This window comes from Clostridium gasigenes (assembly GCF_017348895.1).
GTDB classification, from domain to species: Bacteria; Bacillota; Clostridia; order Clostridiales; family Clostridiaceae; genus Clostridium; species Clostridium gasigenes.
Genome location: NZ_CP071376.1, coordinates 653,597 through 678,717 on the forward strand (window position 1 = coordinate 653,597; position 25,121 = coordinate 678,717).

The 25,121-nt window shown below is 27.7% G+C and carries 24 protein-coding genes; 7 read left to right on the plus strand and 17 right to left on the minus strand.

Annotated elements, in window-relative coordinates:
- Nucleotides 1–6: 6 nt before the first annotated feature.
- The 6 genes from mreC to J1C67_RS03185 all read right to left on the minus strand — a co-directional run bounded on the left by mreC (nucleotide 7) and on the right by J1C67_RS03185 (nucleotide 5,854).
- Nucleotides 7–855 carry a rod shape-determining protein MreC gene (mreC, locus tag J1C67_RS03160; RefSeq protein WP_089968504.1) on the minus strand — a complete coding sequence of 283 codons (849 nt, stop codon included), beginning with the start codon at nucleotides 853–855 and terminating at the stop codon, nucleotides 7–9.
- Nucleotides 855–1,874: a rod shape-determining protein gene (locus J1C67_RS03165; RefSeq protein WP_089968500.1), complete on the minus strand. Its 1,020-nt coding sequence runs from the start codon at nucleotides 1,872–1,874 to the stop codon at nucleotides 855–857. Before J1C67_RS03165 ends, mreC begins: the two co-directional genes overlap by 1 nt.
- 17 nt (nucleotides 1,875–1,891) lie before the next feature.
- Complete coding sequence (gene radC / locus J1C67_RS03170; protein WP_167865754.1) at nucleotides 1,892–2,581, minus strand: RadC family protein; 690 nt, start codon at nucleotides 2,579–2,581, stop codon at nucleotides 1,892–1,894.
- An 85-nt stretch (nucleotides 2,582–2,666) separates the two neighbouring features.
- Complete coding sequence (locus J1C67_RS03175; RefSeq protein ID WP_089968495.1) at nucleotides 2,667–3,233, minus strand: Maf-like protein; 567 nt, start codon at nucleotides 3,231–3,233, stop codon at nucleotides 2,667–2,669.
- Between the two features lie 322 nt (nucleotides 3,234–3,555).
- Nucleotides 3,556–4,245 (minus strand): SPOR domain-containing protein, encoded by a 690-nt coding sequence (locus tag J1C67_RS03180; protein ID WP_167865755.1) that lies wholly within the window; start codon nucleotides 4,243–4,245, stop codon nucleotides 3,556–3,558.
- Between the two features lie 157 nt (nucleotides 4,246–4,402).
- Complete coding sequence (locus tag J1C67_RS03185) at nucleotides 4,403–5,854, minus strand: aminoacyl-histidine dipeptidase (RefSeq protein ID WP_167865756.1); 1,452 nt, start codon at nucleotides 5,852–5,854, stop codon at nucleotides 4,403–4,405.
- Nucleotides 5,855–6,010: 156 nt separating this feature from the next.
- Between J1C67_RS03185 and pyk the strand changes: the two genes are divergently transcribed.
- Nucleotides 6,011–7,429, plus strand: coding sequence for a pyruvate kinase (gene pyk / locus J1C67_RS03190; protein ID WP_167865757.1), 1,419 nt, complete (start codon nucleotides 6,011–6,013; stop codon nucleotides 7,427–7,429).
- A 126-nt stretch (nucleotides 7,430–7,555) separates the two neighbouring features.
- Here the strand turns inward: pyk and rpsA are convergent, their stop codons facing one another.
- Nucleotides 7,556–8,689, minus strand: coding sequence for a 30S ribosomal protein S1 (rpsA, locus tag J1C67_RS03195; RefSeq protein WP_167865827.1), 1,134 nt, complete (start codon nucleotides 8,687–8,689; stop codon nucleotides 7,556–7,558).
- Nucleotides 8,690–9,086: 397 nt separating this feature from the next.
- Between rpsA and J1C67_RS03200 the strand changes: the two genes are divergently transcribed.
- The 3 genes from J1C67_RS03200 to J1C67_RS03210 are packed head-to-tail and all read left to right on the plus strand — an operon-like array spanning nucleotide 9,087 to nucleotide 11,010.
- Nucleotides 9,087–9,656, plus strand: coding sequence for a hypothetical protein (locus J1C67_RS03200; protein ID WP_167865758.1), 570 nt, complete (start codon nucleotides 9,087–9,089; stop codon nucleotides 9,654–9,656).
- 26 nt (nucleotides 9,657–9,682) lie between these two features.
- On the plus strand, nucleotides 9,683–10,333 hold the full coding sequence (locus J1C67_RS03205; RefSeq protein WP_167865759.1) for a PspA/IM30 family protein: 651 nt from the start codon (nucleotides 9,683–9,685) through the stop codon (nucleotides 10,331–10,333).
- 17 nt (nucleotides 10,334–10,350) lie between these two features.
- The gene (locus J1C67_RS03210; RefSeq protein WP_167865760.1) at nucleotides 10,351–11,010 is read left to right on the plus strand and encodes a DUF1292 domain-containing protein; all 660 of its coding nucleotides are present in this window, start codon (nucleotides 10,351–10,353) and stop codon (nucleotides 11,008–11,010) included.
- A gap of 106 nt (nucleotides 11,011–11,116) precedes the next feature.
- Here the strand turns inward: J1C67_RS03210 and yaaA are convergent, their stop codons facing one another.
- The 8 genes from yaaA to J1C67_RS03250 form a co-directional block, all read right to left on the minus strand.
- Nucleotides 11,117–11,887 (minus strand): peroxide stress protein YaaA, encoded by a 771-nt coding sequence (gene yaaA / locus J1C67_RS03215; RefSeq protein WP_167865761.1) that lies wholly within the window; start codon nucleotides 11,885–11,887, stop codon nucleotides 11,117–11,119.
- Between the two features lie 176 nt (nucleotides 11,888–12,063).
- Nucleotides 12,064–12,486 (minus strand): CBS domain-containing protein, encoded by a 423-nt coding sequence (locus J1C67_RS03220; RefSeq protein ID WP_167865762.1) that lies wholly within the window; start codon nucleotides 12,484–12,486, stop codon nucleotides 12,064–12,066.
- 166 nt (nucleotides 12,487–12,652) lie between these two features.
- A complete protein-coding gene (locus J1C67_RS03225) occupies nucleotides 12,653–13,546 on the minus strand; it encodes a 3'-5' exonuclease (protein WP_167865763.1) in 894 nt (297 codons plus the stop codon).
- Nucleotides 13,547–13,638: 92 nt separating this feature from the next.
- Entirely contained in the window at nucleotides 13,639–15,444 is a 1,806-nt protein-coding gene (locus J1C67_RS03230; RefSeq protein ID WP_089968465.1) for a MutS-related protein, read from the minus strand.
- Nucleotides 15,445–15,721: 277 nt separating this feature from the next.
- Entirely contained in the window at nucleotides 15,722–16,702 is a 981-nt protein-coding gene (locus tag J1C67_RS03235) for a metal ABC transporter solute-binding protein, Zn/Mn family (protein ID WP_167865764.1), read from the minus strand.
- A 77-nt stretch (nucleotides 16,703–16,779) separates the two neighbouring features.
- The gene (locus J1C67_RS03240; protein WP_167865765.1) at nucleotides 16,780–19,527 is read right to left on the minus strand and encodes an AAA family ATPase; all 2,748 of its coding nucleotides are present in this window, start codon (nucleotides 19,525–19,527) and stop codon (nucleotides 16,780–16,782) included.
- Nucleotides 19,517–20,650: a metallophosphoesterase family protein gene (locus tag J1C67_RS03245; RefSeq protein ID WP_167865766.1), complete on the minus strand. Its 1,134-nt coding sequence runs from the start codon at nucleotides 20,648–20,650 to the stop codon at nucleotides 19,517–19,519. Before J1C67_RS03245 ends, J1C67_RS03240 begins: the two co-directional genes overlap by 11 nt.
- A 181-nt stretch (nucleotides 20,651–20,831) precedes the next feature.
- Nucleotides 20,832–21,095: an ATP cone domain-containing protein gene (locus J1C67_RS03250; RefSeq protein ID WP_167865767.1), complete on the minus strand. Its 264-nt coding sequence runs from the start codon at nucleotides 21,093–21,095 to the stop codon at nucleotides 20,832–20,834.
- A gap of 249 nt (nucleotides 21,096–21,344) precedes the next feature.
- Here J1C67_RS03250 and J1C67_RS03255 point away from each other — a divergent pair, with 249 nt between their 5' ends.
- The gene (locus J1C67_RS03255) at nucleotides 21,345–22,412 is read left to right on the plus strand and encodes a glycosyltransferase family 2 protein (protein WP_167865768.1); all 1,068 of its coding nucleotides are present in this window, start codon (nucleotides 21,345–21,347) and stop codon (nucleotides 22,410–22,412) included.
- A gap of 206 nt (nucleotides 22,413–22,618) precedes the next feature.
- On the opposite strand, the gene J1C67_RS03260 is transcribed toward J1C67_RS03255, so the two are convergent.
- Nucleotides 22,619–22,801: an alpha/beta-type small acid-soluble spore protein gene (locus J1C67_RS03260; RefSeq protein ID WP_089968444.1), complete on the minus strand. Its 183-nt coding sequence runs from the start codon at nucleotides 22,799–22,801 to the stop codon at nucleotides 22,619–22,621.
- 413 nt (nucleotides 22,802–23,214) lie between these two features.
- Nucleotides 23,215–23,454: a hypothetical protein gene (locus J1C67_RS03265; RefSeq protein WP_089968441.1), complete on the minus strand. Its 240-nt coding sequence runs from the start codon at nucleotides 23,452–23,454 to the stop codon at nucleotides 23,215–23,217.
- 145 nt (nucleotides 23,455–23,599) lie between these two features.
- Here J1C67_RS03265 and rbr point away from each other — a divergent pair, with 145 nt between their 5' ends.
- Together rbr and J1C67_RS03275 are read left to right on the plus strand one after the other, a co-directional pair.
- Nucleotides 23,600–24,184, plus strand: coding sequence for a rubrerythrin (gene rbr / locus J1C67_RS03270; protein WP_167865769.1), 585 nt, complete (start codon nucleotides 23,600–23,602; stop codon nucleotides 24,182–24,184).
- 25 nt (nucleotides 24,185–24,209) lie between these two features.
- Nucleotides 24,210–25,082 (plus strand): fused DSP-PTPase phosphatase/NAD kinase-like protein, encoded by an 873-nt coding sequence (locus tag J1C67_RS03275; protein ID WP_167865770.1) that lies wholly within the window; start codon nucleotides 24,210–24,212, stop codon nucleotides 25,080–25,082.
- Nucleotides 25,083–25,121 lie beyond the last annotated feature (39 nt).

Below are 25,121 nucleotides of genomic sequence, written 5' to 3' on the forward strand. Positions count from 1 at the left end.
TACCTCTTAATCATATTTAATATCCCTTGTTTCACTAGGAATAACAACAAATAATTCTTCTAACTTATTAAAGTCTACATAAGGTTTAATTATTGCACTTTTCATAACCTTAACATTATCAGTTTCAACTGACATAACCTCACCAATTCTTATTTCCTTAGGGTAAATCATTCCAAGGCCTGAGGTCATTATTACATCGCCTTCTTTGATTTTAGAATCTAGAAGAATATTTTCAACTTTAACTATATTATTATTTTTTTTATCTTTATACCCTTTTAAAATCCCAGTTGAATCTCTTGTACTATCAACCATTATCGCAACTGATATATTAGGACTTGTTAAGGTTTCTACTATACTCCAATTGCTTCCTGTTGAAATTACCTGACCTACTAACCCCTTAGCTGATATCACAATCATGTCCTTTGTGATTCCATTTTTTTCACCTTTATCTATAGTATATCCATCTAGAAAGTTTCCACCACTGTCGCCTATAATATTACACCCTAAATAAGTGTAATTATCTTTACTTTCAGTTAATTTGAAAACCTCTCTAAGACGTTCATTTTCTTCTTTTAAATTATTATACTCTAATAATTTATTTTCTAATTCAATATTAGAACTTGTTAGACTTTTATTTTCCGCTTTTACTTCAGAGAAATTTAATAAAAAGTCTGCAAATCCTTTTAATTTACTATTTGCTCCATAAACAATTTTCTGCAAAGGACTTACCACAGTACCTGCGCCACCTGATATTGCACCCTTTTGATCACTTTTTATAGTATAAATAATTATGCCAAAAAAGGCAACTGACAGTACTATTATAGTAACTGCCAGTTTATTTTTAAAAATCTTCATTATTGACCTCTTTGACTCCTATTTAACTCATCAAAATTTTCTAGCGCCTTTCCTGCTCCAAGTACTACACAATCAAGTGGTGATTCTGCAATATGAACAGGCATATTTGTTTCGTTTCTTATAAGTTGATCCAATCCCTTTAATAAAGCGCCTCCACCCGTTAGCATTATTCCTTTATCCATTATGTCTGATGCAAGTTCTGGTGGAGTTCTTTCTAATGTTGTTTTAATAGCCTCTACAATAGCTATTACCGGATCTTTTAATGCATCTCTTATTTGATCTTCTGTTATTACCACTATTTTAGGTAATCCAGTAATCATATCTCTTCCTTTTATTTCCATCTCAATGTTTTCTTCTTCTGTTTTATAAGCTGAACCTATTTCCATTTTGATTTGTTCTGATGTTCTTTCACCTATTAATAAATTAAATTCTTTTTTAACATAAGCAATAATTGATTGATCTAATTCGTCTCCAGCAACTCTTAACGACTTACTAGTAACAATTCCACCAAGTGAAATTATAGCTACTTCCGTTGTACCTCCACCGATATCAACAATCATACTTCCTGTTGGTTCTGCAACTGGAAGACCTGCTCCTATAGCTGCTGCCATTGGTTCTTCCATTAAAACAACATCTCTTGCTCCAGCAAACTTAGCTGCGTCTTCAATAGCTCTTCTTTCAACTTCTGTAACCCCTGATGGATAACATACTATTATTCTTGGGCTTGTGAAAGCACTCTTACTTGTTACTTTTTCTATTAATTTTTTAAGCATTGTTTGAGCTATATCAAAATCAGCTATTACTCCATCTTTTAACGGTCTTATAGCTACTATATTTCCAGGAGTTCTTCCTATCATTAATTTTGCCTCTGCCCCTACTGCTAAAAGTTTTCTAGTTGTAGTATTTATTGCCACAACTGAAGGTTCACTTAAAACTATACCTTTACCTTTTACAAATACTAAAGTATTTGCTGTTCCTAAATCTATACCCATATCTTTATTACTACTGAAAAATCCCATGTGAATTCCCCTTTCTATTATATGATTCCTTTTTCTTTCAAACTTACAAATTTTGTATTTCCTATTATTATATGATCTAATAAATTAATTCCCATAATGCTGCCACATTCTTTAATTCTTATGGTTATATTTATATCTTCTTTACTAGGTGTTGGATCTCCGGATGGATGATTATGACAAATAATTATGTTAGCACTATTTCGCTTTACAGCTTCACTAAATATTTCTCTTGGATGTACTATTGAAGTGTTTAAACTTCCTTTAAAAACATCTTTAATACCAATTACGTTATTTTTAGTATTTAGCATTATTAGTTTTAAAACCTCTTGGTTTAAATCTGACATTTCATTCATTAACATATCTGCAATATCTTTTGGAGAAGATATCTTATAATTTTGATTTTGAGCCCTTAAGGTTTTAAATCTTTTAAAAAGTTCCATCATCGCAATTAATTGACTTGCTTTAATCTTCTTTATCCCTTTGATATTGGTCATTTCAGCATAATCACTTTTTAGCAATCCATCTAAACCCTCTACCTCTGCCAGTAATCTAGTACTTAGTGCAACTACATTTTCACCTCTTACACCTGTCCTTAATATTACTGCTAACAATTCAGCATTATTTAGTACCTCAGGTCCATTAATTAACATTTTTTCTATAGGTCTTTCATTTTCTGGTATATCACTTATCCTAACATTATTATTCATAAAGTTACTCCTTGCTTAAATATACCCCATCCCTATTTTTCCTCTAGACTTGGTGACCTTAATGTAGCTTTTCTAATGAAGCATCTCATATGACATTTTTTATCATTTTATTAAGACTATTCAATGGTAATCCTACCACATTATAATAGCATCCGTTAATTTTTTCAACAAATATACCACCGTAGCCTTGAATTCCATATGATCCTGCTTTATCTAAAGGCTCTCTAGTTTCTATGTATTGTTTTATTTCTTCATCAGTTATTTCCGAAAACTTAACCTCTGTATAAAGACATTTTTTTTCAACTTTTTTATTCTTAGTGTTAATTACAACTACCGCTGAATAAACTCTATGAGTTTTACCACTTAATAACTTTAACATTTCAAAAGCATGATTTTCATCTTTTGGTTTTCCAAGAATTTTATTATCTAGAGTAACAATTGTGTCCGCAGCTATTACTACTGCATCTTCATTAATATTTTTTATTACATCTATTGCTTTGCCTTCTGCAATTTCTATAACGTATTCTTCTACATTTTTTCCTACTCTAACTGAATCCTCATCAAAATTACTTATTATTATATCAAAATCATTTACTATCCTATGTAATAGTTCTTGTCTTCTTTCTGATGCTGATGCTAAAATATATTTCAAATTATCACATCCTACCTATCTATATTATATATTGCCCAAAAATGTGCATTCTACACATTATAATATTTTTTTCAGACTGTCATAATCTGAAGATTAAAGGTTGCAATGACCTTTATACCTACTACCTATATCTTATATAGTTTATCATTTTATATAAAGCCACACAAGTATCTTTGCCATTCTTTATACAAATTTTATTTATTTGTAATATTTTTGGTATTTTTTTGAAGTTCTCTAACTTATATAAAAAAATAATCTACTTAATTTAATTTATGATAATATCATTAATTAAATAAGTAGATTTATATTAAAGGATTATTTTCTATCTCTTAAAATTAATAAGTATTGTATAAATATATTTTAATTCATCAGTTAAATTTTCTTTTTTTAGTTCACTTGGTAATTCTTCAATATGCTTTTTAAATTGTCCAATAATTTCCTTTTTATCACCTTCAGTTATTTCAGGCAATTCTTTTGTCCAACCTTTAAACTCACTTGTGCTAACAGCTTTAACTTCATTATTTTTAAGTGTTGTTACTATTTTAAAATATCCATCTGAAATAGCACTGATTTGCTCTTGTACTTTATCTTCTTCATCAAGAGTAAATTTTACTTTAGCAGCCTCAATTCCTTTTTCTTTTAATTCCTTTAAAGCTTTATCCCCCTCTTCTCCAGTAAATACCCCCGCTAAAACTCTAAATTTTTCTTCATCTTTAACTACAAAAGAATTATAGCTTTTACCTAAACTTTCTAATACTTTATTTGCATTTTCTTCTTTAGAAAAATATCCACATTGTACCGATTCGAAAGCTTCTTTTTTCACTGTTTCATCAGCCACAACCTCTTGACTTGTTCCTCCAATTTTCATTAATTTATTGCCCCATACAGTATTAAATATCATCGTGCCAACAATAAGACCAATGGCTCCTGCTCCTAATATCATCATTACCACAGATGTTAGAAAATTTATTCCATTACTTTTTTTCTTGTACTGATATTTTGTGTATCTCACTTTATTCTCCCCCTATTTCCATGTAATATATTTTTTTAAAAGTTTACTTAGACACCTAATAATATATATTCTGTAGAGTACAATAATATTCATTATGTAATAAAAAAAACATCCATAAAAAAAACCATCCATAAAAAATGGATGGAGTTTATCTGTATTATTTTAATTCTTTTAAAACTGCCTTTAGATATTTCCAAATGCTTTCTACCGATGAAATACTCATATGTTCTTGTGGTGTATGAACATCATATAGGTTAGGGCCAAAACTTATCATATCTAATCCACCTAATCTTTCATTAAATAGTCCACATTCTACGCCTGCATGTATTGCCGCAATTTCTGCTTTTTTCCCATACATGTTAGTATGAACTTTTTGACAAATATCTCTTAGCTTTGACTCTCTATTATATTGCCATTCTGGATACCCAGCTGTTGTTTCAAAATTTGCTCCTACTAATTCTGTTATAGTCTTTACTTTTAATATTATTTCTTCTTTTAATGATGCAACTGAACTTCTTATAGCACTATCAAATCTAACTGCATCTTCAAAAGTAGTTACTACTCCAAGATTTATCGAGCTTTCTACTAACCCTTCAATCTCAACACTTCTTGTATTAACTCCATTTGGATATAAATATAAAAGTTCTACAACTTTTTTAGTACATTCTTTTGTAAATATTTTTTTTGATAAATCTTCTACTACTATACATCCAATCTCGATCTCTGGATCTTGAGTTTTTAACTCATTTAATAATACAGTTTCCCAATTAGCTACTATTTCTTTAACCTTTTGCAAGTCTGAAGATTTTATTGCTATTAATGCATCCATTTCTCTTGGAATAGCATTATCCTTTGATCCACCATTTATTGATTGTATATTAAAATCAATTTTAGATGACATATCTTTTAATATTCTTCCCATAATTTTATTAGAATTTCCTCTTTCTTTATGGATTTCTATACCTGAATGACCACCTTTTAAACCTCTTATTGTTAGTTCAATAATAATTTTATCAATATTATTTTCTAACTCTATATAAACTGAAGATTTAGCTCTTATTCCACCAGCACAACTTACTAATAATTGACCTTCTTCTTCATTATCAAGGTTTATTAACAATTCGCCATCTATGTGTTTTTTTGATACTCCCATAGCCCCTGACATTCCTGTTTCCTCATCAGTTGTTATTAGTATTTCTAATGGTGGATGTGGAATATCATTTGAAGCTACTAATGCTAATCCATAAGCTACCGCTATCCCATTATCTGCTCCAAGTGTAGTGTCTGTTGCATAAACATTATCTCCTACAACTCTTAACTTAAGAGAATCTTTTTCAAAATCATGATTTGTTCCTTTATTTTTTTCACAGACCATATCCATATGACCTTGAATAATAACAGTTTTTGAGTTTTCATAGCCCTTAGTTCCTGGCTTTTTAATTATTACGTTTAAAACTTCATCTTGAATAACCTCTAAATTTAATTTTTTTGCAAATTTAACAAGATAATCACTTATAGCCTTCTCATTTCCTGAGCCTCTTGGTATTTGTGATATTTCTTCAAAATAAGAAAACACTATTTTAGGTTCAACATTTTGTAAAATTTTCATATTTCTCTCTTCCTCTCTTTATTTTATGCTAGAATTATTATATTAAGTTTAGTATATCATAGTATATATAATACTTAAATTCCATTTCACATTTCAAATATTCAGATTATTTTTTATTTTCAATTTTTAACAAAATAAATTAGAGAGGTGTTTATTATGCAAAAAACTAAAATGATTTTTACAATCGGTCCTGCTAGTGATAATGAAGAAACTTTAAGAGAATTCATTAAAATCGGTATGAGTGCCGCAAGATTAAACTTTTCTCATGGTACTCATGAAACTCATAAAGAGAAGATAGATTTGATAAAAAAGGTTAGATCCGATCTTAATTCACCAACTGCTATTATTTTGGATATAAAAGGACCTAAAATCAGAACTCATAATTTTATAAATGATGGCGTGGAAGTTAAACAAGGAGATGAATTTATCTTTATTTGTGGAAGTGAAATTTTAGGTGATACTAATAAATGTTCTATATCCTACGAAGAGCTTTATAAAGATGTTTCAGTTGGTGGAAATATATTAGTAGATGACGGTTTATTAAAATTCCAAATAACTGAGGTTATAGGAAAAGAAATTCATTGCACAACTATAATCGGTGGAATGATTCAAAACCATAAAGGTGTTAATGTTCCAAACGTAAAAATAAACCTTCCTTCAATTACAGAAAAAGATAAAGAAGATTTAGTCTTTGGATGTCAAAACGGCGTAGATTTCATAGCTGCTTCTTTTATTAGAAAAGCATCTGATATTGATGACGTTAGAAAAGTATTAAAGGCTAATGGCGGTGACTCTATACAAGTAATAGCTAAAATAGAAAACCACGAAGGCGTTAACAACATAGATTCAATTATTGCAGTTTCTGATGCTATTATGGTAGCTAGAGGTGATATGGGTGTTGAAATTCCAATAGAAAGAGTTCCTATAATACAAAAAAGTATTATCAGAAAATGTAATGAGGCAGGTAAAATAGTTATTACTGCAACTCAAATGCTTGATTCAATGATAAGAAATTCATTGCCAACAAGAGCTGAAGCATGTGATATTTGCAATGCTATTTTTGATGGAACAGATGCAATTATGCTAAGCGGAGAAAGCGCTAGTGGTAATTACCCACTTGATGCTGCAAGAACTATGTCTAAAATATCCATAGAAACAGAAGATAATCTTGATTATAACTACTTAAATAAAAGATTAAAAGAACCTGCTTTAGATGCATTTTCTGAAGCAATAAGCTACTCAGCTTGTAGAACTTCTAATTTGCTTAATACTAAAGCCATTGTAGCTGCAACCAATAGTGGTGCTACTGCAAAATTAATTTCTAAATATAGACCTAAATGCCCTATAATCGCCATTACTCCTCACGACGAAGTAAGACGTGGACTTTCCTTAAATTTCGGTGTATTTCCACTCCTTTGTGAAATGTTTAATACAACTGATGAAATAATAACTGAAGGAAAAAAAGTTGCTAAAGGCTCCTCCTTTGCTAAGGAAGGTGATGATATTATAATAGCTGCCGGAATGCCCACAACTCAAAATGGCGGAACAAATATGCTTAAAATAGAAAAAATTTAAATTTAGATATTAAAAAATCCCTTGTTAAGTATACATTTATAACTTAACAGGGGATTTTTCAATTTTTATATTAGGAACTTTCAAAAATACTAAACCAATTTGCTAGTCTATTATTTTTTATAGCCTTTAATTAAACATTCCCTTGAATAATTCTCCTAAAGAAACACCATCTTCTTCATCATTATACTGAAGATATTCTTTTGATTTTTCCTCACACTCTTTAATACTTAAAGATAATTTTTTATCTTCTTTATTTACCTTAAGTACTTTAACTTTAACAATTTGTCCTGCTTTTAAAACGTCATCTGGCTTTGATATATGGTCATCACATATTTCTGATAAATGTACAAGACCTTCAACTCCAGGAAACACCTCTACAAAAGCTCCAAAAGCTAATAAATTAGTAACTTTACCTTCTAAAGTAGCTCCAATTTTACATGCATCTGCATTTACTGTCCATGGATCACTATTTACATCTTTTAATATTAATGAAATCCTTTCCTTATCTTCATCTACATTTCCAATAAATACCTCAACACTATCTCCAACATTTACAATATCTTCAACTCTATTAACTTTTCCCCAAGCTAAATCACTAATATGAATAAGTCCAGTAACTCCTCCGATATCAACAATAGCTCCTACTCTAATAATTTTCTTAACTTCACCAGTTCTCTTTTCCCCTGGTTTTATAGTTTCCCATATCTTTTTCTTGTCTATTTGATACTGGGCATCTTCTAATATTCTTCTTGAAGCAACTATTCTTCTATTTTTAAAATCAACTTCTGTTAATTTAACTTCTAAATCTTTTCCTTCTAATTCTTTTAAAACTATTCTTTCTCTTGATGCAAGTGAAGCTGGAATAAATATTCTAGTCTCTCCATAATACGCCACTAATCCACCCTTAACTTCTTCTTTTACTTTAACAGTAATAGTTTTTTCATTTTTAAAAGCTTCTACTAACTCTTCTTTTTCAACAATAGATAAAGCTCTTTTTCTAGAAAGAACAACATAGCCTTCTCCATCATTAGGTGAAATAACATAAACTTGGATTTTATCTCCGCTAGAAATAACATCTAATGGATTTTCTCCTGTGGCTGTTAACTCTTCTCTACTAATAACGCCGTCAAAAGCATAATTAATATTTACAGATACTTCTTTTTCCGATACGTTTATAACTTCCCCATTTAATATGTCGCCTTTATTTATTCTTTTTACATCAAATTCATTTAATAAATCATTCATTGATACTTCTTGCATTTCATTCATAATTATATTCACTCCTCATCATTATGACTATTTAAGGGATCTTCAAAAATAACTAGTCAGATTATTTTATCTCCCTAACTTTACTACTTATAATTTTAAGATAATTTTTACTTTTTTACAAGTATTGAAAAGTATTATTAATTTATTAACTTATTTGTTTAACTAAACCTATGGTATAATAAAGGAAATATTTATGTATTTATAAAATAGTTATTCATAACCTTTAAAAGGTTTGATTTAACTATTAAACAGGAGATATCAAACGATATTTCTATTTACTTTAAGCTAACATCTATTTTTAACTTTAAATGGATGTAAACAATCTAAAATGGACTTTGATAAACTCTATTTTTTACTATAATATATAAGTATACTATTTCTCCAGGGGGTGAATCCTATTAAGCGGTGTAGAAAAAGGTTAATATTAATATTTTTATTAACTTTCATTTTTCTAACTTCTAGTTTTGTATTAGATACTATCTCTATTTTTGACACATTCACTAAGGGAGAAGTAACTGTATCCGCAAAATCTAGTGGTGGTAAATCTAGTACAAAAAAATCTTCTAGCAGCTTTAAGAGTGGTTCTTTTAACAAGAACTCAAAAAGCAGTTCTACTAAAGAATCTACTAGTGGTTCTGGTGGATACAAATCCAGTAGTTTCTCAGAAACTACTAAAGGAAAAGATAGTAGTTCAAAAGGTTTCAAATCTGGGTCATTTTCAACTTCTAAAGATAAGGATAAAGATAAAAAACAAGATTCTGAAGATACAACTAAAGGTGACAGCAATTATAGCTCAGGAAGCTCCCCTACCTATAGTAGAGGAGGCTTTGGAAGATCTCCAATGATGTTCTTTGGCCACAATACTGGCGTATCTTTTAGTAGTATTTTTATAATATTAATTATTTTTATAGTATTAGCAATTGGAATTAAAATTTATTTACGTAAGAGAAAATATTAAATTAAAAATTTTAGGAGGTTTTATCAATGGGAATTTTTACAAGAATGTCAAACATGATTAAAGGAAAGGTGAATGATACTTTGGATGAAATGGAGAATCCAATTGAATTATTAGATCAAAAGGTTAGGGATATGGAAGAACAATTAAGTAAAGCAAAATTAAATTCAGCTCAAGTACTTGGTAACGTTCATGAAATTAAGAAAAAGATGGATAATGCAGTAAGATCTGCTGAAGATTTTGATAGCAAAGTTAAACTTGCTATGTCAAAAGGTAATGAAGACTTAGCAAAAAGAGCCTTAGCAAAAAAGGTTGATTGTGATAGACAAGTTACAACACTACAAACTACCTATGAAGCTTCAAAAATTCAAGCTGACTCCCTTAAGAAGAACTTAGCTGCCCTAGAAGCTGAAATTACTAAAACTAGAAACTACAGAGATGAAGCTGCTGCAAGATATAGCACTGCTGAAGCTAGTAAACAAGTAAATGAAATACTTGCAAATGTTCAAACTAAAACAAATACAATTCAAATAGATAATATTGAAAGAAAAATTCAAAGAAAAGAGTCTTTAGCTCAAGGTTTATCAGAATTACGTAATGTAGATACTTTTGATAGTGAATTTGAGGCTTTAGATACTGTTGATTTAGACTTAGAATTAGAAAAATATAGAAATTCTTAATAATAGGTGGTATTAAAATGGGCAAGGATTTAGATTTTATAAATAAAGAAAGAGATTATTGGGGTAAGATTTATACAGATATAACTTATTCCATAAGCGAAACTTCTCCATTTTTAGAGGAATCAACTTTAATGAAGAGAAAATATTATTCTAAAATCTCAATTCTTAAAGATTATATAAAAAAATTAGATGATAGTGAATTTAAGGATTCAAAAAAGCCTAAATTTCTATCTCTATTTAAAAATGATGATTCTACTAGCACTTTAATAGATTATAAAACTTCTAATAGAGATGCTTTTAAACAATTTGAAAATTGTTCTAAATGTACATGCTTAAATTGTGTTCGTGAATGTGAATTTAAAAGTTGCATGGGTTGTAAACCAAGCTCATTTATAAAGAAATGTACTGATAATAAAATTAACATTAGAAAACATGATAATTTCACTTTAGATTTAACTAATAACGACTCCGGAATTGCAAGTACTTATAAAGTTTTAGCAACTCTTGAAGATTGCAGTTTAGATAAATTATATATTATTCTCGAAAATATAGTGGATACTGATGATAAGTTTATTCTTTATTATTACCCTGGTATTTCTGAAGATAACTTTGGTGAAATAGAAAATGAATCTGAATTTAATTTTGTATTAGAGAGCTTTGAACAATCTGACTATTAAAAAATTAAGCCTATGGATTATTTGAAAATCCATAGGCTTTTTTTGCTGACTTATCATAGTTAAAAATTATAATACTAGTTATTTATTTATTTTTTAGATTCCAAGGCTAATATCTTCTAGTGAATATCCATTCCTTTTCGCTTGATAACTCTTCGTTATATTCATAATCTTCTTCATTAAATTCTTTTAATTCTTCTGGATTATTAATTTTATTTTGAATTATATATCTACTCATTAAGCCTCTTGCCCTTTTAGCTTTCAATGAAATTATTTTATATTCTCCATTTCTAAGCTCTTTAAACATTGGAGTAATAACTTTTATATCATCTTCTTTTTCAATAGCTTCTACTGCTTTAAAGTATTCTTTTGAAGCTAAATTAATTAAGATGCTTTCCTCATGTTTTCTAAGTTCTTCATGAACTGATTTCTTTAATTTATTCTCCCAAAACTCATAAAGATTTTTATTTTCTCCAACTTTTAACTTACTACCCATTTCTAATCTATATGGATTTATTCCATCAAAAGGTCTAAGTACTCCATATAATCCTGATAAAATTCTTAAATTATCATTTGCATAAAACAACTCTTCATCTGTAAAACTTCCTACATCTAACCCTCTATACACATCTCCTTTAAATGCTAATAAGCAGTGCTTACTATTTTCCAAAGTATCTTCCCAAGTCTTAAACCTGTCTTTATTTAAAAGAGATAACTTATTACTTATTTTCATAAGCTTAGCAATGCTATAGCTATCAAACTTCTTTAATTCATCCATTATAAGGTTAGAATCCTGAAGAAACCTAGGTTTTGTCATTGGTAAATTTTTATTTATATTTTCAAATTCCAAAGTTTTAGCTGGTGAAATGACTATTAACATTCAAATCCCTCCTTTTTTTATATCTTAGGGATCTCCCTTATAAATATAATATCACTATCGATAATTATTTTCAATTAATCCCTCTTAGACATATCCAAATAAATAACTAGTCACCATTCTTCTAAACCTTAATGAAAAATGCCAAGAGATACATCTCTTGGCATTCTATAATTTATTTATACTATATCTTTTTTATTTTTCTTTATTTGGTTATAACAATAATTAATTATATCACTTCTTTTAATTATTCCTATAAATATCCCATCATCATCAACTACTGGAACAAAATTTTGATTTGTTGCTAGTGATATTAGACTTTCAACATCTGCACTTATTAATACAGATTTATGATTAACGCGTCTTGTAATATCCTTCACTTTTACTAGCCCAGTATTCTTAAAGTTTAAATCTGGAGTGTTTTTCAACTCCCATAGTAAGTCGCCCTCTGTAAGAGTACCTACATATTTACCTTCCTTATCTATTAAAGGAATCGCTGTGTATCCGTGATGTTCCATTCTTTCAATAACTTGTCTCATCGTAGCATCTAAGTACTCATAAATAACTTCATTCTTAGGTGTTAAAAAAAAGGCTATATTCATAATTTCACCATTCCTCTATTACATTTAGTAATCTTACTAAACTATACATCTATTTTATCATATTCATAATAATTTTAGTATAAATAGCGTGAATTTTAATAAATTATTAAGTATTATTCTTTTTTCTACCAAGTTAAGAAGCTGACTAGTATTTTTTGAAGTTCGCTTATTTATACATTTTATATGTGTAGTTTATATACTCTACTTCATTTACTATAGTAGATGTTTCTTTATATACTTCTTCTCCGCTAAATGTTTTCTTAATTACAACTTCATTAATAACTTTTCTATTGCACTTTGGGCATATACCAAGGGATAGAAACCTCCAATTTATCGGCTTTAATGGATATTCTATAGCCAAACCTACCTTGCATTTAGGACATATTTCCTTAACTTTATTTTCATCCAAATTATATTCCTGTAAATTTTTAACTTCTAAAGCCGGCATATTATATATATCTTTAATTACATAATTTTTTATTATTCTTGAATTATATATTCTCTTAAGAACATAGGATGTATAAACTGCATCATTTAATGCATCATGTAATTTACTCGGATCGATTCTTATTTTTAATTCTTCTAATGCATTTTTTAAACTTAATGAATTTTTATGAGCAAGAATCTTAGTTGAATATTCTTGTATATCCAAATAATTTTTTAACCATTTTAAATCTTCATATTTATGATATATTGCATTACTCATTATTTCTATAATATCATCTTTTGCCCAAGAACATATAATATCATCTTCATCTATAAGAGATCTTAACCCGTCCATTCCTTCTTCAAATGAAATTCCAGAGTCTAAATCTTCTTTTAAAATTTTAGTAATTTCTAAAACTTTTGGGTTTAAAACTGGAATTATAGAAGGCTTTATATACGCCTTATACTCTCCTAGTGGTTTCATATATTTATCTAATTTAATTGCTCCAATTTCTATTATTTCATTTTCGATTTGTATATCCTTTAAATCTGGATTATCATTAAATATATCTGGATAATATTTATTTATTCCATTTAAATTATTAAACTCTAAATCAATTATTATAAACGCCAAATATCTCACCCTCTCACTATTTACTCTCATAGGTATATTATGACATTAAATTGAATAAATTTCATTAATTACTTTCTCTAAATGATTAAATTTTATTTATATTCATTAAAATCAATTCCAGCTAGTTTCATAAGATGAATTGCATTTCGTGTTGTACTTCCACCATCTCTTAATTTATAATCAAATTTTATTTTATTATTATCATAGTATTCTTGGAAATTATAATTTACTAACCAGTTTTTAGTTTTTTCAAGTTCACATAATTCTAAATCATGAGTTGATACCAATCCCATTCCACCACAATTTACTAATTGATTTATTAAAACCTTGGCACCTTCATGTCTATCCATTGAATTAGTTCCTTTAAAAATTTCATCTAATAAGAAAAATACTTTTTCCCCTCTTTTTGCAGCTTCTATTAAATATTTAATTCTTAATATTTCTGCATAGAATGAAGATATACTCTCTTCTAAATTATCTTTAGTTCTCATACATGTATATATATTAAAGGCTCCACAGTTAAAGCTTTCACTGCAAGTTGGTGCTCCAATATAACTTAGTAATATATTTAGCCCTATAGTCCTTAAAAATGTACTTTTACCAGACATGTTTGATCCTGTAATTAAGGCTACTTTTTCTTTTCCTTTTAAAGAGAAACTATTACTAATAGCTTTTTCACCTATCATTGGATGTCCTATGTTTACTCCGTATATTTCTGCTTCATCTAAAATAACTGGATAGGTAAAGCTTTCAAAATTATAGGCAATACCGGAAATGCTTGATAATGCTTCAAACTCGCCCATAACTTTTAGCCATTCTTCTAGATATTTACCATTTTTCCCTCTCCATGATTCTAAATTTCGTATAATGAATGTATCTGAAAGTATAGTAACATTTAATAAAAGATAATATGCATTTGCAGAACTATCTCCAAGCCAATCAATAAGCTTCTTTAGTGATTTCATTTCTTTTTTACAACTTATATTTTCTTTATTATTTATTCTTGATTTTAAATCTTTTAAAAATTCACTATTAAACTCCTCTTCTTCAATTAGCCCAAGTAAGTTACTATAGGCTTCTATATCCTTTTGATGTTTATGAAAAAGATTCACTATTTCTCCTAAATCCTTAGTCAAAATCTTTACAACTAAATAATTAAACATAAATACCAATAGTAAATAACTAAAGGGTATTATTTTCATTATTGTTATTAAAATACCAGCAAGTGTTACTGCAATACATAAATAAGGAATAACTTTTAGGGCAAACCCTACTTTCTTTTTCTCAGTAGCCCAAGTTATTAATTCTTCTACATCATCTTTACATACCTTTTTAAATGTTGATTCTACTATTAATTTTTGTCTCCAATCTACTTTATCTGATAATTCTTTTATAGCACTTTGTCTTTCTATAATTTCTTCTTTTCTTGGGATTTTATTTAACTTTAAAATATTAGCAAGACTTATTCTACCAAACTTTGTATTAGTACTATTTATCCATTGAAAAAGCGAACTGGCTCCAAAGACATCTAAATCACCAGAAAATCCATGAGTATCTTCTAAAAACTCTTCACCTTTATCTTTAAATTCCCTCCATGTTCCATCTATTCTTTTAAGACCTTTTTCGTTAACATCAACAATTATTTGATTTTTTCTTTTTTCTTCAAGTCTATTATTATGAAAATAAGCTACAATAATGAAAACTCCTATATATAAACCTAATTCTATAATTATATATTCAAATATTCTATTTTCATATAAAAAGTACGTTGTTACTATAGCTAAAATAACTATTACTAGCCTTACTATTGCTAGGGCAGTTGTTATTCCTCTTAATCCTTCTAATCTTTTATTACTTTCATTTATATTTTCTTCATAATATAATTTTGCTTTACTCACAATATCCTCCCCTTTCATATTCAATATTTTACCATATTTTTCTTCCTTAGGCACTTTTAAAAAATAATATTTTATTAACTTGGTCTATTATTATTTATTTGGATATGCCTTAAGTAATTTAATTATATATTATTTTTTTAAAGATTCCTAACTTTTATATATTCTTAGTTATCTGTACAAACATAACAAGTCAAAGATTCTGACTTGTTATGTTTTTAAGCTCCCTTAAAATATAAAATAAAGGATCCTACTTAAATGTAGAATCCTTTTGTTTTAATTATTTAAGAGCTTCATATATTTTTTCGTAGTTATATCTAGTTCCTTCTAAATAAGACATATTATCTACTTTTGTTTCTAAGCTATATATTTTTTCAACTTTAGCCCCTGCATCTCTTGCTAGAGCTTCTGATTGACTACTACTTGCTGCTGATTCACTAAATATTGTTTTGATATTATTTTCTTTACAATATTCAAGTATTTCCTTAAAATCTCCAGGTGGTATCTCACCCTCCCCACCATATATTCCTATTAGACTATTTTGAGTTAGTCCAAAATCTCTACAAAGATATCCAAAGGCAGCATGTCCTGTAACAAAATTCTTATTACTTATGTTTTCAAATTTTTTAGCATACTCTTCATAAGTATCATTAAAATCTTTCTTTAGTTTTCGGAAATTTTCTTCGTAATAATCTTTATTAACCTCATCTTTTAAAACTAATGCATTTTTTATGTTTTCTGCTTGTTTTGTAGCTTCTTTTAAGCTTAGCCAAATGTGAGGATCCTGTGTTCCATGATCATGTCCTGCATGCTCTTCAGCAGTTTCATTTGCATGTTCCTCTTCTTCATGCTTTGCATGTTCTTCAGCAGTTTCACCAGCATGTTCGTCTTGGGATATTTCAATTATATCTACTCCGTTACTTGAATTAACTATTTCAACATCTTTATTTTCTATTTGTTTTAAAATAGGATCTATCCATGACTCCATCTTTAATCCGTTGTACACAAATATGTCACTATTATTCAAACTGGCTAAATCCTTTGGCTTAGGTTCAAAACTATGTGGATCACTATTTTGTGGGATAATTGAGAATACCTCAACTTTATCCCCACCTATTATTTCTGCAAATTCCTTTAAAGGGCTTATAGTAACTCCAACTCTTACCTTCCCTGTTTCATTATTATTTTCTTTAGTGCTACATCCAATAGTTGTAACTAAACCTAATACTATCATTACTGTTGCTATTAATTTCTTTTTCATATATCCACCTTTCTAAATGCAAATTATTCGCATTTGCCTTGGTATAATTTTACCTTGCTATATTATTATTGTCAATATCATAATAAAATATAATTGTTTTCTATATTTTTTTTATCTAATATTTCCTTTTCTCTATGTTGACAAGTAAATATGATAAGTTGTCCAAAGGAGTTTTCTTCTAAAATCTCCAATATATGACCTACTCTTTCGTCATCATATTGAACAAAAGCATCATCTAATACTACAGGTACTTCCCCTTCTTTATAAAGCATTGAAATAAATGCTAACCTTAAAGAAATATAAAGTTGATCATTAGCACCATTACTTAAAAGTTCTCCGGCTAGAATACTATTATCATTCTTAACCTTAATTTCATATAAATCTGATACCATAACATCACTATATCTATTATTAGTTAATCTTTTAAAATTATCTAATACTTTTTGATTTAATACTGGTCCAAAGTTTCCCCGTACTTCTCTAAATGCTTCTTGCAGTTTTTCTTGTGCTAATTTAGTTGCCTTTAATTTCATATCATCTCTTTTTATAATTTCCTCTACAGCTCCGATTTCTTCTTCTATAGTCGGAATAGGCCTCTTCCCCATAAACCTAGTGTTTATTTCATTTTCTACATCTTTAATAGATTTTTCAGCTTCTATTAGCTCATGTGATTTATTACTCACCTGTTCATCTATTTCTTCTTCAGTAGTATAAGAATATTTAATATTTTCATTAATTATATCCTTTAACTCTTCTTTTATATGTTCAATGTCTTTACCTTTAGTTAACGCTTTATAAGTTTCTTCTATAGACTGTAGACTTCTTCTTAGTTCTTCTCTTTGTATTAACTTTTTTTTAATTTCTCTAAGACTTTCTTCAAGGTCTATTAAATCCATATCATGTAGACCCAGAACCTCAAGCTTTCCTCTTATTCTTTCTTCTCTAACACTTAGTTCTTTTATAAGCCTATTAATGGCTTCCCTGCTCTTTTTAACTTCTATTTGCAGTGATAGCACTTCTTTATTTTCAATTTCATATTTTGCTATTTTCTCTAATACTTCCCTTACATCTTTAGAATCTGAAATTTCTAGAATCATATCTATCTTTTCTAGATTAATTTTATAGTTACTTTTTAGATTTCTTATATCAATAATCGATAATTGTATTTCTTTTTCTGATATTTTAACTAATTGCTTTTCTTCATAAGAATTAAACTCATCAAATAACCTTATCTTTTTTATAAAGTCTTCATATGTAGTTGCTCCTACTTTCTTTTTATATCTAAATAGTTTTTCTTCTATTTCTTCTATTTCTCTATTAAGATTCTCTAATGTTACTGTTTTATTATTTTTTTCTTCTAGAGATTTCACTTCTATTCCTAATTCGAAAGTTTTCTTACCTAAATAAATAGCTACTAATATTAATAGAATTATTGTCCATAAATTTTCTTTGAACATAACTAAAGCTAATATAATTAAAATAATATCTAAAAATAAAATATATTTATTTTTCCTAAATTTATTTAATAAGCCTTTTTCATTACTTTTACTTCTTTTATGCTCATCCTCATTTTCCATTCTAAATTTTAACTCTTTTAATTTATCTTCATACTCTTTTAACAATGAATCTATATTCATTCTTACATCTTTAAATTCAATTACATTCCCTATTATTTTACTTTTTATAGCTATATCTTCATTAAGGTTTTTTATATCCTTACTTAAATTTTCAAACATACCTATCTTTTCTTTTAAAGATTCCTGTTCCATTGTTGTTCTTAAGAAATTTTCTTTTACTCCCGGTTCTAACTTTTCTATAAATAATAACTCCTTGAATTTCTCTCTTTTTTCGCATAAAATTTCTTCACTTATTTTTAATTCTTCTTCACCTTCCCCTTTTAAATCTAATAGGCTTAAATAAAGAGTATTTTCTTCTTTTATATCATTTATTAAACTTTCATCTATAACACCATCTAAAGAAATAGATTCTTCAATATACCTCTCTTTCTTCTTAAGTTCTTCGCTTTTTTTTAAATACACAGTTATATCTTCATATTCTTTTTGGAGTTTAATTTTCTTTATATATTTTTTATATATATCCAGGTTTTTAAGTTCTTTCCTTAAAAATGACCTTTTATCTTTTAAGTTTATTACAATTTCTTCTTTATGAAGATTTTCTTCTGATAACTTATATCCTTCATATCGCTCTTCTAAAAGGCTAACCATTTTATTCCTTGCTAAATCTAAAGAGCCTGATTTTCTTGTAGTAGTTAAGGATTTTCTTATTCCTTCAAGCTTTTCAATAGCTCTATGAATTGAAACTTTTTCTTCCCCACTACCTAAAAGGTTAGTTGCACGCTCCATGATTTCTTCTTCTCTATCCTTGTTAACTACAACCCCTAATTGGCTTATAAATAAAGTTCTTACAAATGTTGATCCGTTAACCCCAAGAAAATATTTTCCTGGTTCATCATTTGGTATATCTTTTATTACTTCACCAGTTAAAGCATCTAATATTTCACATGTATCTTCTTTTTTAGTAACTCCAAAGGATTTCTTAATTATATATTCTATTCCCTCATTCTCTATATAAAGCTCTCCTATTATTTTTTCACCAGTAATAGGAGCGTATTTTAATCTTTCATTATTTTTTAAATCTTTACTTCTTTTTGGTGATATACCATACAGCCATATTTTAATAAAACTTTGAACTGTACTTTTTCCAGTCTCATTATCTCCATAAACGATGTTAGTATTTCTTTTAAATTCAATAACTTTGTTACTAATTCCAGCAAATGCTATAATATTAATTTTTTTAATAATCATTAAGATTCACCTCTTCTTGAGAAAGACATTGTATCCCTAGCTTCAATGCCATTTTGATAACCTCGATATTCTCTTCATCTTTATTTTCTTCTAATTCTTTTAATAACTTGGCTGCAAAAATTCCTTTTAAGGAATAATCTTTTGACATTTCATCAAAATCTATTTGAATTTCAGTTTTGTCCACTATTTTAATAAAATAAAATTCATCTTTTAACTTCTCAAATATTACATCTTCTTTTAAATTTAAATGAGGCTCTAGTGTACCTACTAAAACTATTTTATAAAAGTTTTTTAACCTATCTTCCTCTTTTACATCTCTTAAAATAATTGCTTTTACTTCCTCATTACTAAATGCCTTAGATATATCAACTTCTCTTACATAATAATTTCTTTTAGATGTTTTAGTGAACTCTAAATTAACTGATCCCTTATAAACTTCACCTAATATAACACCTTTATCACCAACTTCATCAAAACCTCGTCCTTGAGGGCACCCACAGTATGCATAGCAAGTAGAACCCTCTCTTAGTATCCCTGTATAGCTATGTCTATGTCCTAACGCTAAATAATCCACCCCAGACTCTCCTATTTCTCTTAATGTTATTGGATTATACACATTGCCCCCTTCACTTTGTGATATCTCCCCATGTAATACCATTAGGTTTATGTAATTTGTTTGGGCCTTAACTTCTTTTAATAAACTCTCTCTTATATGAGGTTTATTAAATGCAGCTCCCCAAACAATAGTATCTAACTTTTCAATATAAACTTTCTCCATTTCACTTTTAAAAACATGTACATTATTTGGCCATTCTATCATTTTATAAAATGAATTTGTGTTATAAGGATCATGATTTCCTGGTGAAATAAATACTTTTATATTCTCTATTCTTTCTAACTGTTCCCTAATAAAAGCTAATGTTTTTTTATTAACTGTTAGATTATCAAATATATCCCCAGCCATTAACATTATATCCACAGAATTAGTCTTGCATATATTTATAATTGTGCTTAAAACTTCTAATAATTCTTCTTTACTTATACTTGAAAGCTTGCTATTTAACTCTTTAAATGGAGTATCAAAATGCATATCTCCACAATGTAATATTTTAATTTTTTTCATAAAACCACCCTCAACTTCAGAACTTTTGTTCTCATTTTATCACAAACAAATTTTTCTTTCAATTTTAAGTGTTAAACCTTATGGATTCATTTATACTAGCCACCTAAGGGCCTTTTCTTTCAGCTCTCTAACGAATAAAAAGAAGTTCTTATTAAAGAACTTCTTTTTACATTTAATATTATTAAAATTTTATGTAAGATTTAATGACTTGTTTAAATCCAGTTTTCTTTAATACAGAAAGTACTACACCTATAACTTCATAACTTGATGTAATTAATTGTTTTTCTCTTATTTTTAATAATTTAGCTTCTATATCTTGAACTAACATTATTAAATCAGATTCATTTAAAATTATGCCTGCCTCATTTGCTGAATTTTCAATACTAGTCTTTATTTTCTTTGAATTAAATTTTTCTAATTTCCCATCTTTTTTTATTATTTCCATAAACTCACCTACTTCCTATATTCATTTTTTCAAATACTTTATATACTCTTTCATATTTTTTATTCTACTATAAAATCCATATATAAACAATGTAAATACTTTCAGTTCTATATAGGTCATATCCTCTAACAATATAGCTTTTTCAGATTTTATTAATAAATATTTTATATTTCACTTACCATTTAATCAATAATTTTAGATTTAATAATATACTATATAATAATTAAAATTTAATAATGGGGTGTTTTAATGATATCTATAAGTCTTTGCATTATTGTTAAAGATGAGGAAACAGTTTTAGGAAGATGTCTTGCATCTGTACGAGATGCAGTAGATGAAATTATAATAATAGATACTGGATGTACTGATAACAGTATCTCAATTGCGAAAGCATTTGGAGCTGAAATTCATAAATTCACATGGATAGATGATTTTGCTAAAGCTAGAAACTATGCCTTTAGTCATGCAACTAAGGATTATATACTTTGGTTAGATGCTGATGATTATATTACTCGTGATACTCTTGCTAATTTAATCAAACTAAAAGAAACTTTAGCTAACGATGTAGATTCAGTTACTATGCATTATATACTTTCTCAAGATTCTAATGGCAATACTACTAACTCTTTAAGAAGAAATAGATTAGTTAAGCGTTCAAATAATTTTAAATGGATTGGTGTAATTCATGAGTACTTAGATGTTTCTGGTAATATTATAAACTCTGGTCTTAGTGTTATTCACGGCAAGTTAAAATCTTCTATTGGAAGAAACCTAAAAATATATGAATCTATAATTTCAAAAGGAGAAATATTATCTACAAGAGATATGTTTTATTATGCTAACGAACTTTTTGATAATAATCGTATAGATGAATCAATAGTTCAATATAAAGCTTTTTTAGATACAAACCTTGGTTGGGTTGAAGATAATAAAAATGCTTGTTCAAATTTAGTTGATTGTTTTAACTATAAAAACGATACTGAAAATGTATTTAAATATATTTTTAAATCTTTCGAATATGATGTTCCTAGAGCTGATTTTTGTTGCCAATTAGGTTTCAAATTTTTAAGTTTGGAAAAATTTAATCAATCTATTTTTTGGTATGAATTAGCTACTACACTTAAACCTGATGAAAATAATTTAGGTTTTACAAACCATGCTAGTTCAACTTGGCTACCTCACCTTCAACTTTGTGTTTGCTATTCTCGGATAGGGAAACTTAATATTGCAAATGATCATAATGAAGAAGCTGCTAAATATATTCCTGATAGTCCTAAAATAATTCATAATCGTAATTATCTTAAAGATAAAATTTAAGATATAAGACGTCTGCAAAAAAGATTCACTTATATATTTAATATAAATATATAATAAAAATAATTTAATATTTAACGCAAAAGTATGGTAAAAACAATTTAATATTTTTACCATACTTTTGTTTTTAGGTATTCCAATATAACTGTTAACTTAATTAGATATAGCTTATTAATATTTCTATTATTTAAGCTCCCTAATTAAATTGTCTAGAGTGAACTTTCATATTGTTCAACCATTCTTTTTACCATTTCTCCACCTACGGATCCACATTGTCTTGATGATAAATCGCCATTGTAATCACTAAATGGTACACCGATTTCTCTAGCAACTTCATTTTTAAAGGTATTTAACCCTTGTTTTGCTTCTGGTACTAATGCTTTACTTGACATAATGTATTCCTCCTTTCGATTTGGTATTAGGCACCAATCAAAAATAATCCTCTAAATATGATTAGCATAGATGCTATTTATTTTTAAGATGCCCTATAAACAAATTTCTTAAATTAGACAAAAACGACCTAGAAATTAATTTTCTTATTAATTTCCCTCCTAAATGCTTTTTCCTTTTTAAGAAGTTATTTTGTTTATGCTATTATTGTAACCCAGGTTCTATTTTATATTCTGTGTAATTGCAGGGTAATATTCCAATTAAAGTTATTAATACATTTTTAAAATAACTAGTGAAATCGCGCTATATTTTGAGTTATGGTTCTTCTCCTAGCATAAAATATTCTCAGAATTTTTGACTTGTTATTTTCTTTCAGATCCTTAACACTTATTTTTTTATTAATTACTGTATTATTTCATATTTTTATATTCTTTCTTTTTATATAATAATCTCTTCCTATTCCAACTAACAAAGATATTTGATATGAAATAGTTACAGTAATAAGTTGTATTACTGCGAATATATTTGAATGCATCATTATAATTGATGCTACTAGCCAAACTAATCCTGAAATTATTGCGCCTTTTTTGCCACCTAATATTCCACTTAAAATTATTGTTATTAATATAATTATTTGTAATTTTATTATCCCCATATTATTCACCTCTTTTAATTATTCTTTTAGATTATATCCATTTAAAAACATATTTAATCATAATAAATCTACCGATATTTTGAGGGATATTATATTTTTATTAGTAAATACTATTAATGAAAATATTTTAATAAGAGGTGCTAAAATGAAATCATTAAAAGATACAGAAACATCCAAAAATCTACTTAGAGCTTTTGCTGGAGAATCACAAGCTAGAAATAGGTATATGTTCTATGGAGAAGTTGCTAAAAATGAAGGTTACGAACAAATAGCTGATATTTTTAAGCTTACAGGTGAAAATGAACAAGGTCATGCTGAAATATTCTTTAATTATTTAATTAACGATTTTAATAATGAAGAGTTATGTATTGATGCTAGTTATCCTATAGCAAAAGGTGCTACTCTTGCTAATTTGCAGAGTTCTGCAAAAGCTGAGGCTCATGAGCATTCTGAAGTTTATCCAGCCTTTGCAGACATTGCAAGAAGCGAAGGTTTTCCAGAAATAGCTAATAGCTTTACTTTAATTGCTAAAATTGAAAATCATCATAGAGAAAGATTTGATAGACTTGCAACTAATGTTCAAAATAATAAGGTATTTAAAAAAGATGAAAAATCAATTTGGATTTGTAGATTTTGTGGATATGTACTTGAAGGGCTTTCAGCTCCAGAAAAATGTCCTGTATGTAGCCATCCTCAGTCTTATTACGAAATATTAAGTGATAGTTTTTAAACTTTTTTTAGAAATGGAGTTATTTATGAAAAATAATAAAAAGAATTTCCTATCAATTTTATTATCCATAGTTTTGTTTTTATCAGTTACAATTAATGTAGATGCTAGCATTAATTATTTAAACTCTAACACTTTATACAATGATCCATTATCAAATACAACAATGATTATAAGGGATAATAACAGCATAATTCCCTTACCTAATAGATTTAGAAATTTAACAGATTTAAACATTTCTGGTAGTGCTGAATTTGCACCTTTCCAGTTAAAAAATCTTATTGAGGCTTTAAACAATAAAGATTTGTACATAGTTGACTTAAGGCAAGAATCTCACGGATATATTAATACTTTGCCTATAAGTTTTTATAACAAAAAAAATCTTTTAAACAAAGATTTTACTACTACACAAACACTTGAAGGCGAGAAAAAGGATTTAGACTCTATAAAACTGGGTTCTGACGTTAATATTTATAACAAAAAAGGTGAACTACTACAAACATTAAAAGTAAATAAAGTATTTTCTGAAGAAACTTTAGTTAAAGAAAATAATATTAATTATAAACGTTTTGCTGTCCGTGATGGTGGGACCCCTACTTTAGAAGTTACCGATGAATTTGTAGAATTTATAAAAAATAGTCCAGCTACTGCCCATTTACATTTTCACTGCCTTGAAGGGGAAGGTAGAACCACTACCTTTATGTCCCTTTATCAAATGATGAATAACAAAGATAAGCTTCCACTAGATACTATTTTAAAGCACCAACTAGATGCAGGTGGAATTATCTTAACCGATAACAAAGAAAGATCTACCTTTTTACAATCATTTTATAAATATACACTAGAAAATATGGATTCTAACTTTAATACACCTTACTCAACTTGGATTAAGTTAAATTAATACTATTTATTTAAAATCTTAATGGTTATAGTTCCTAAA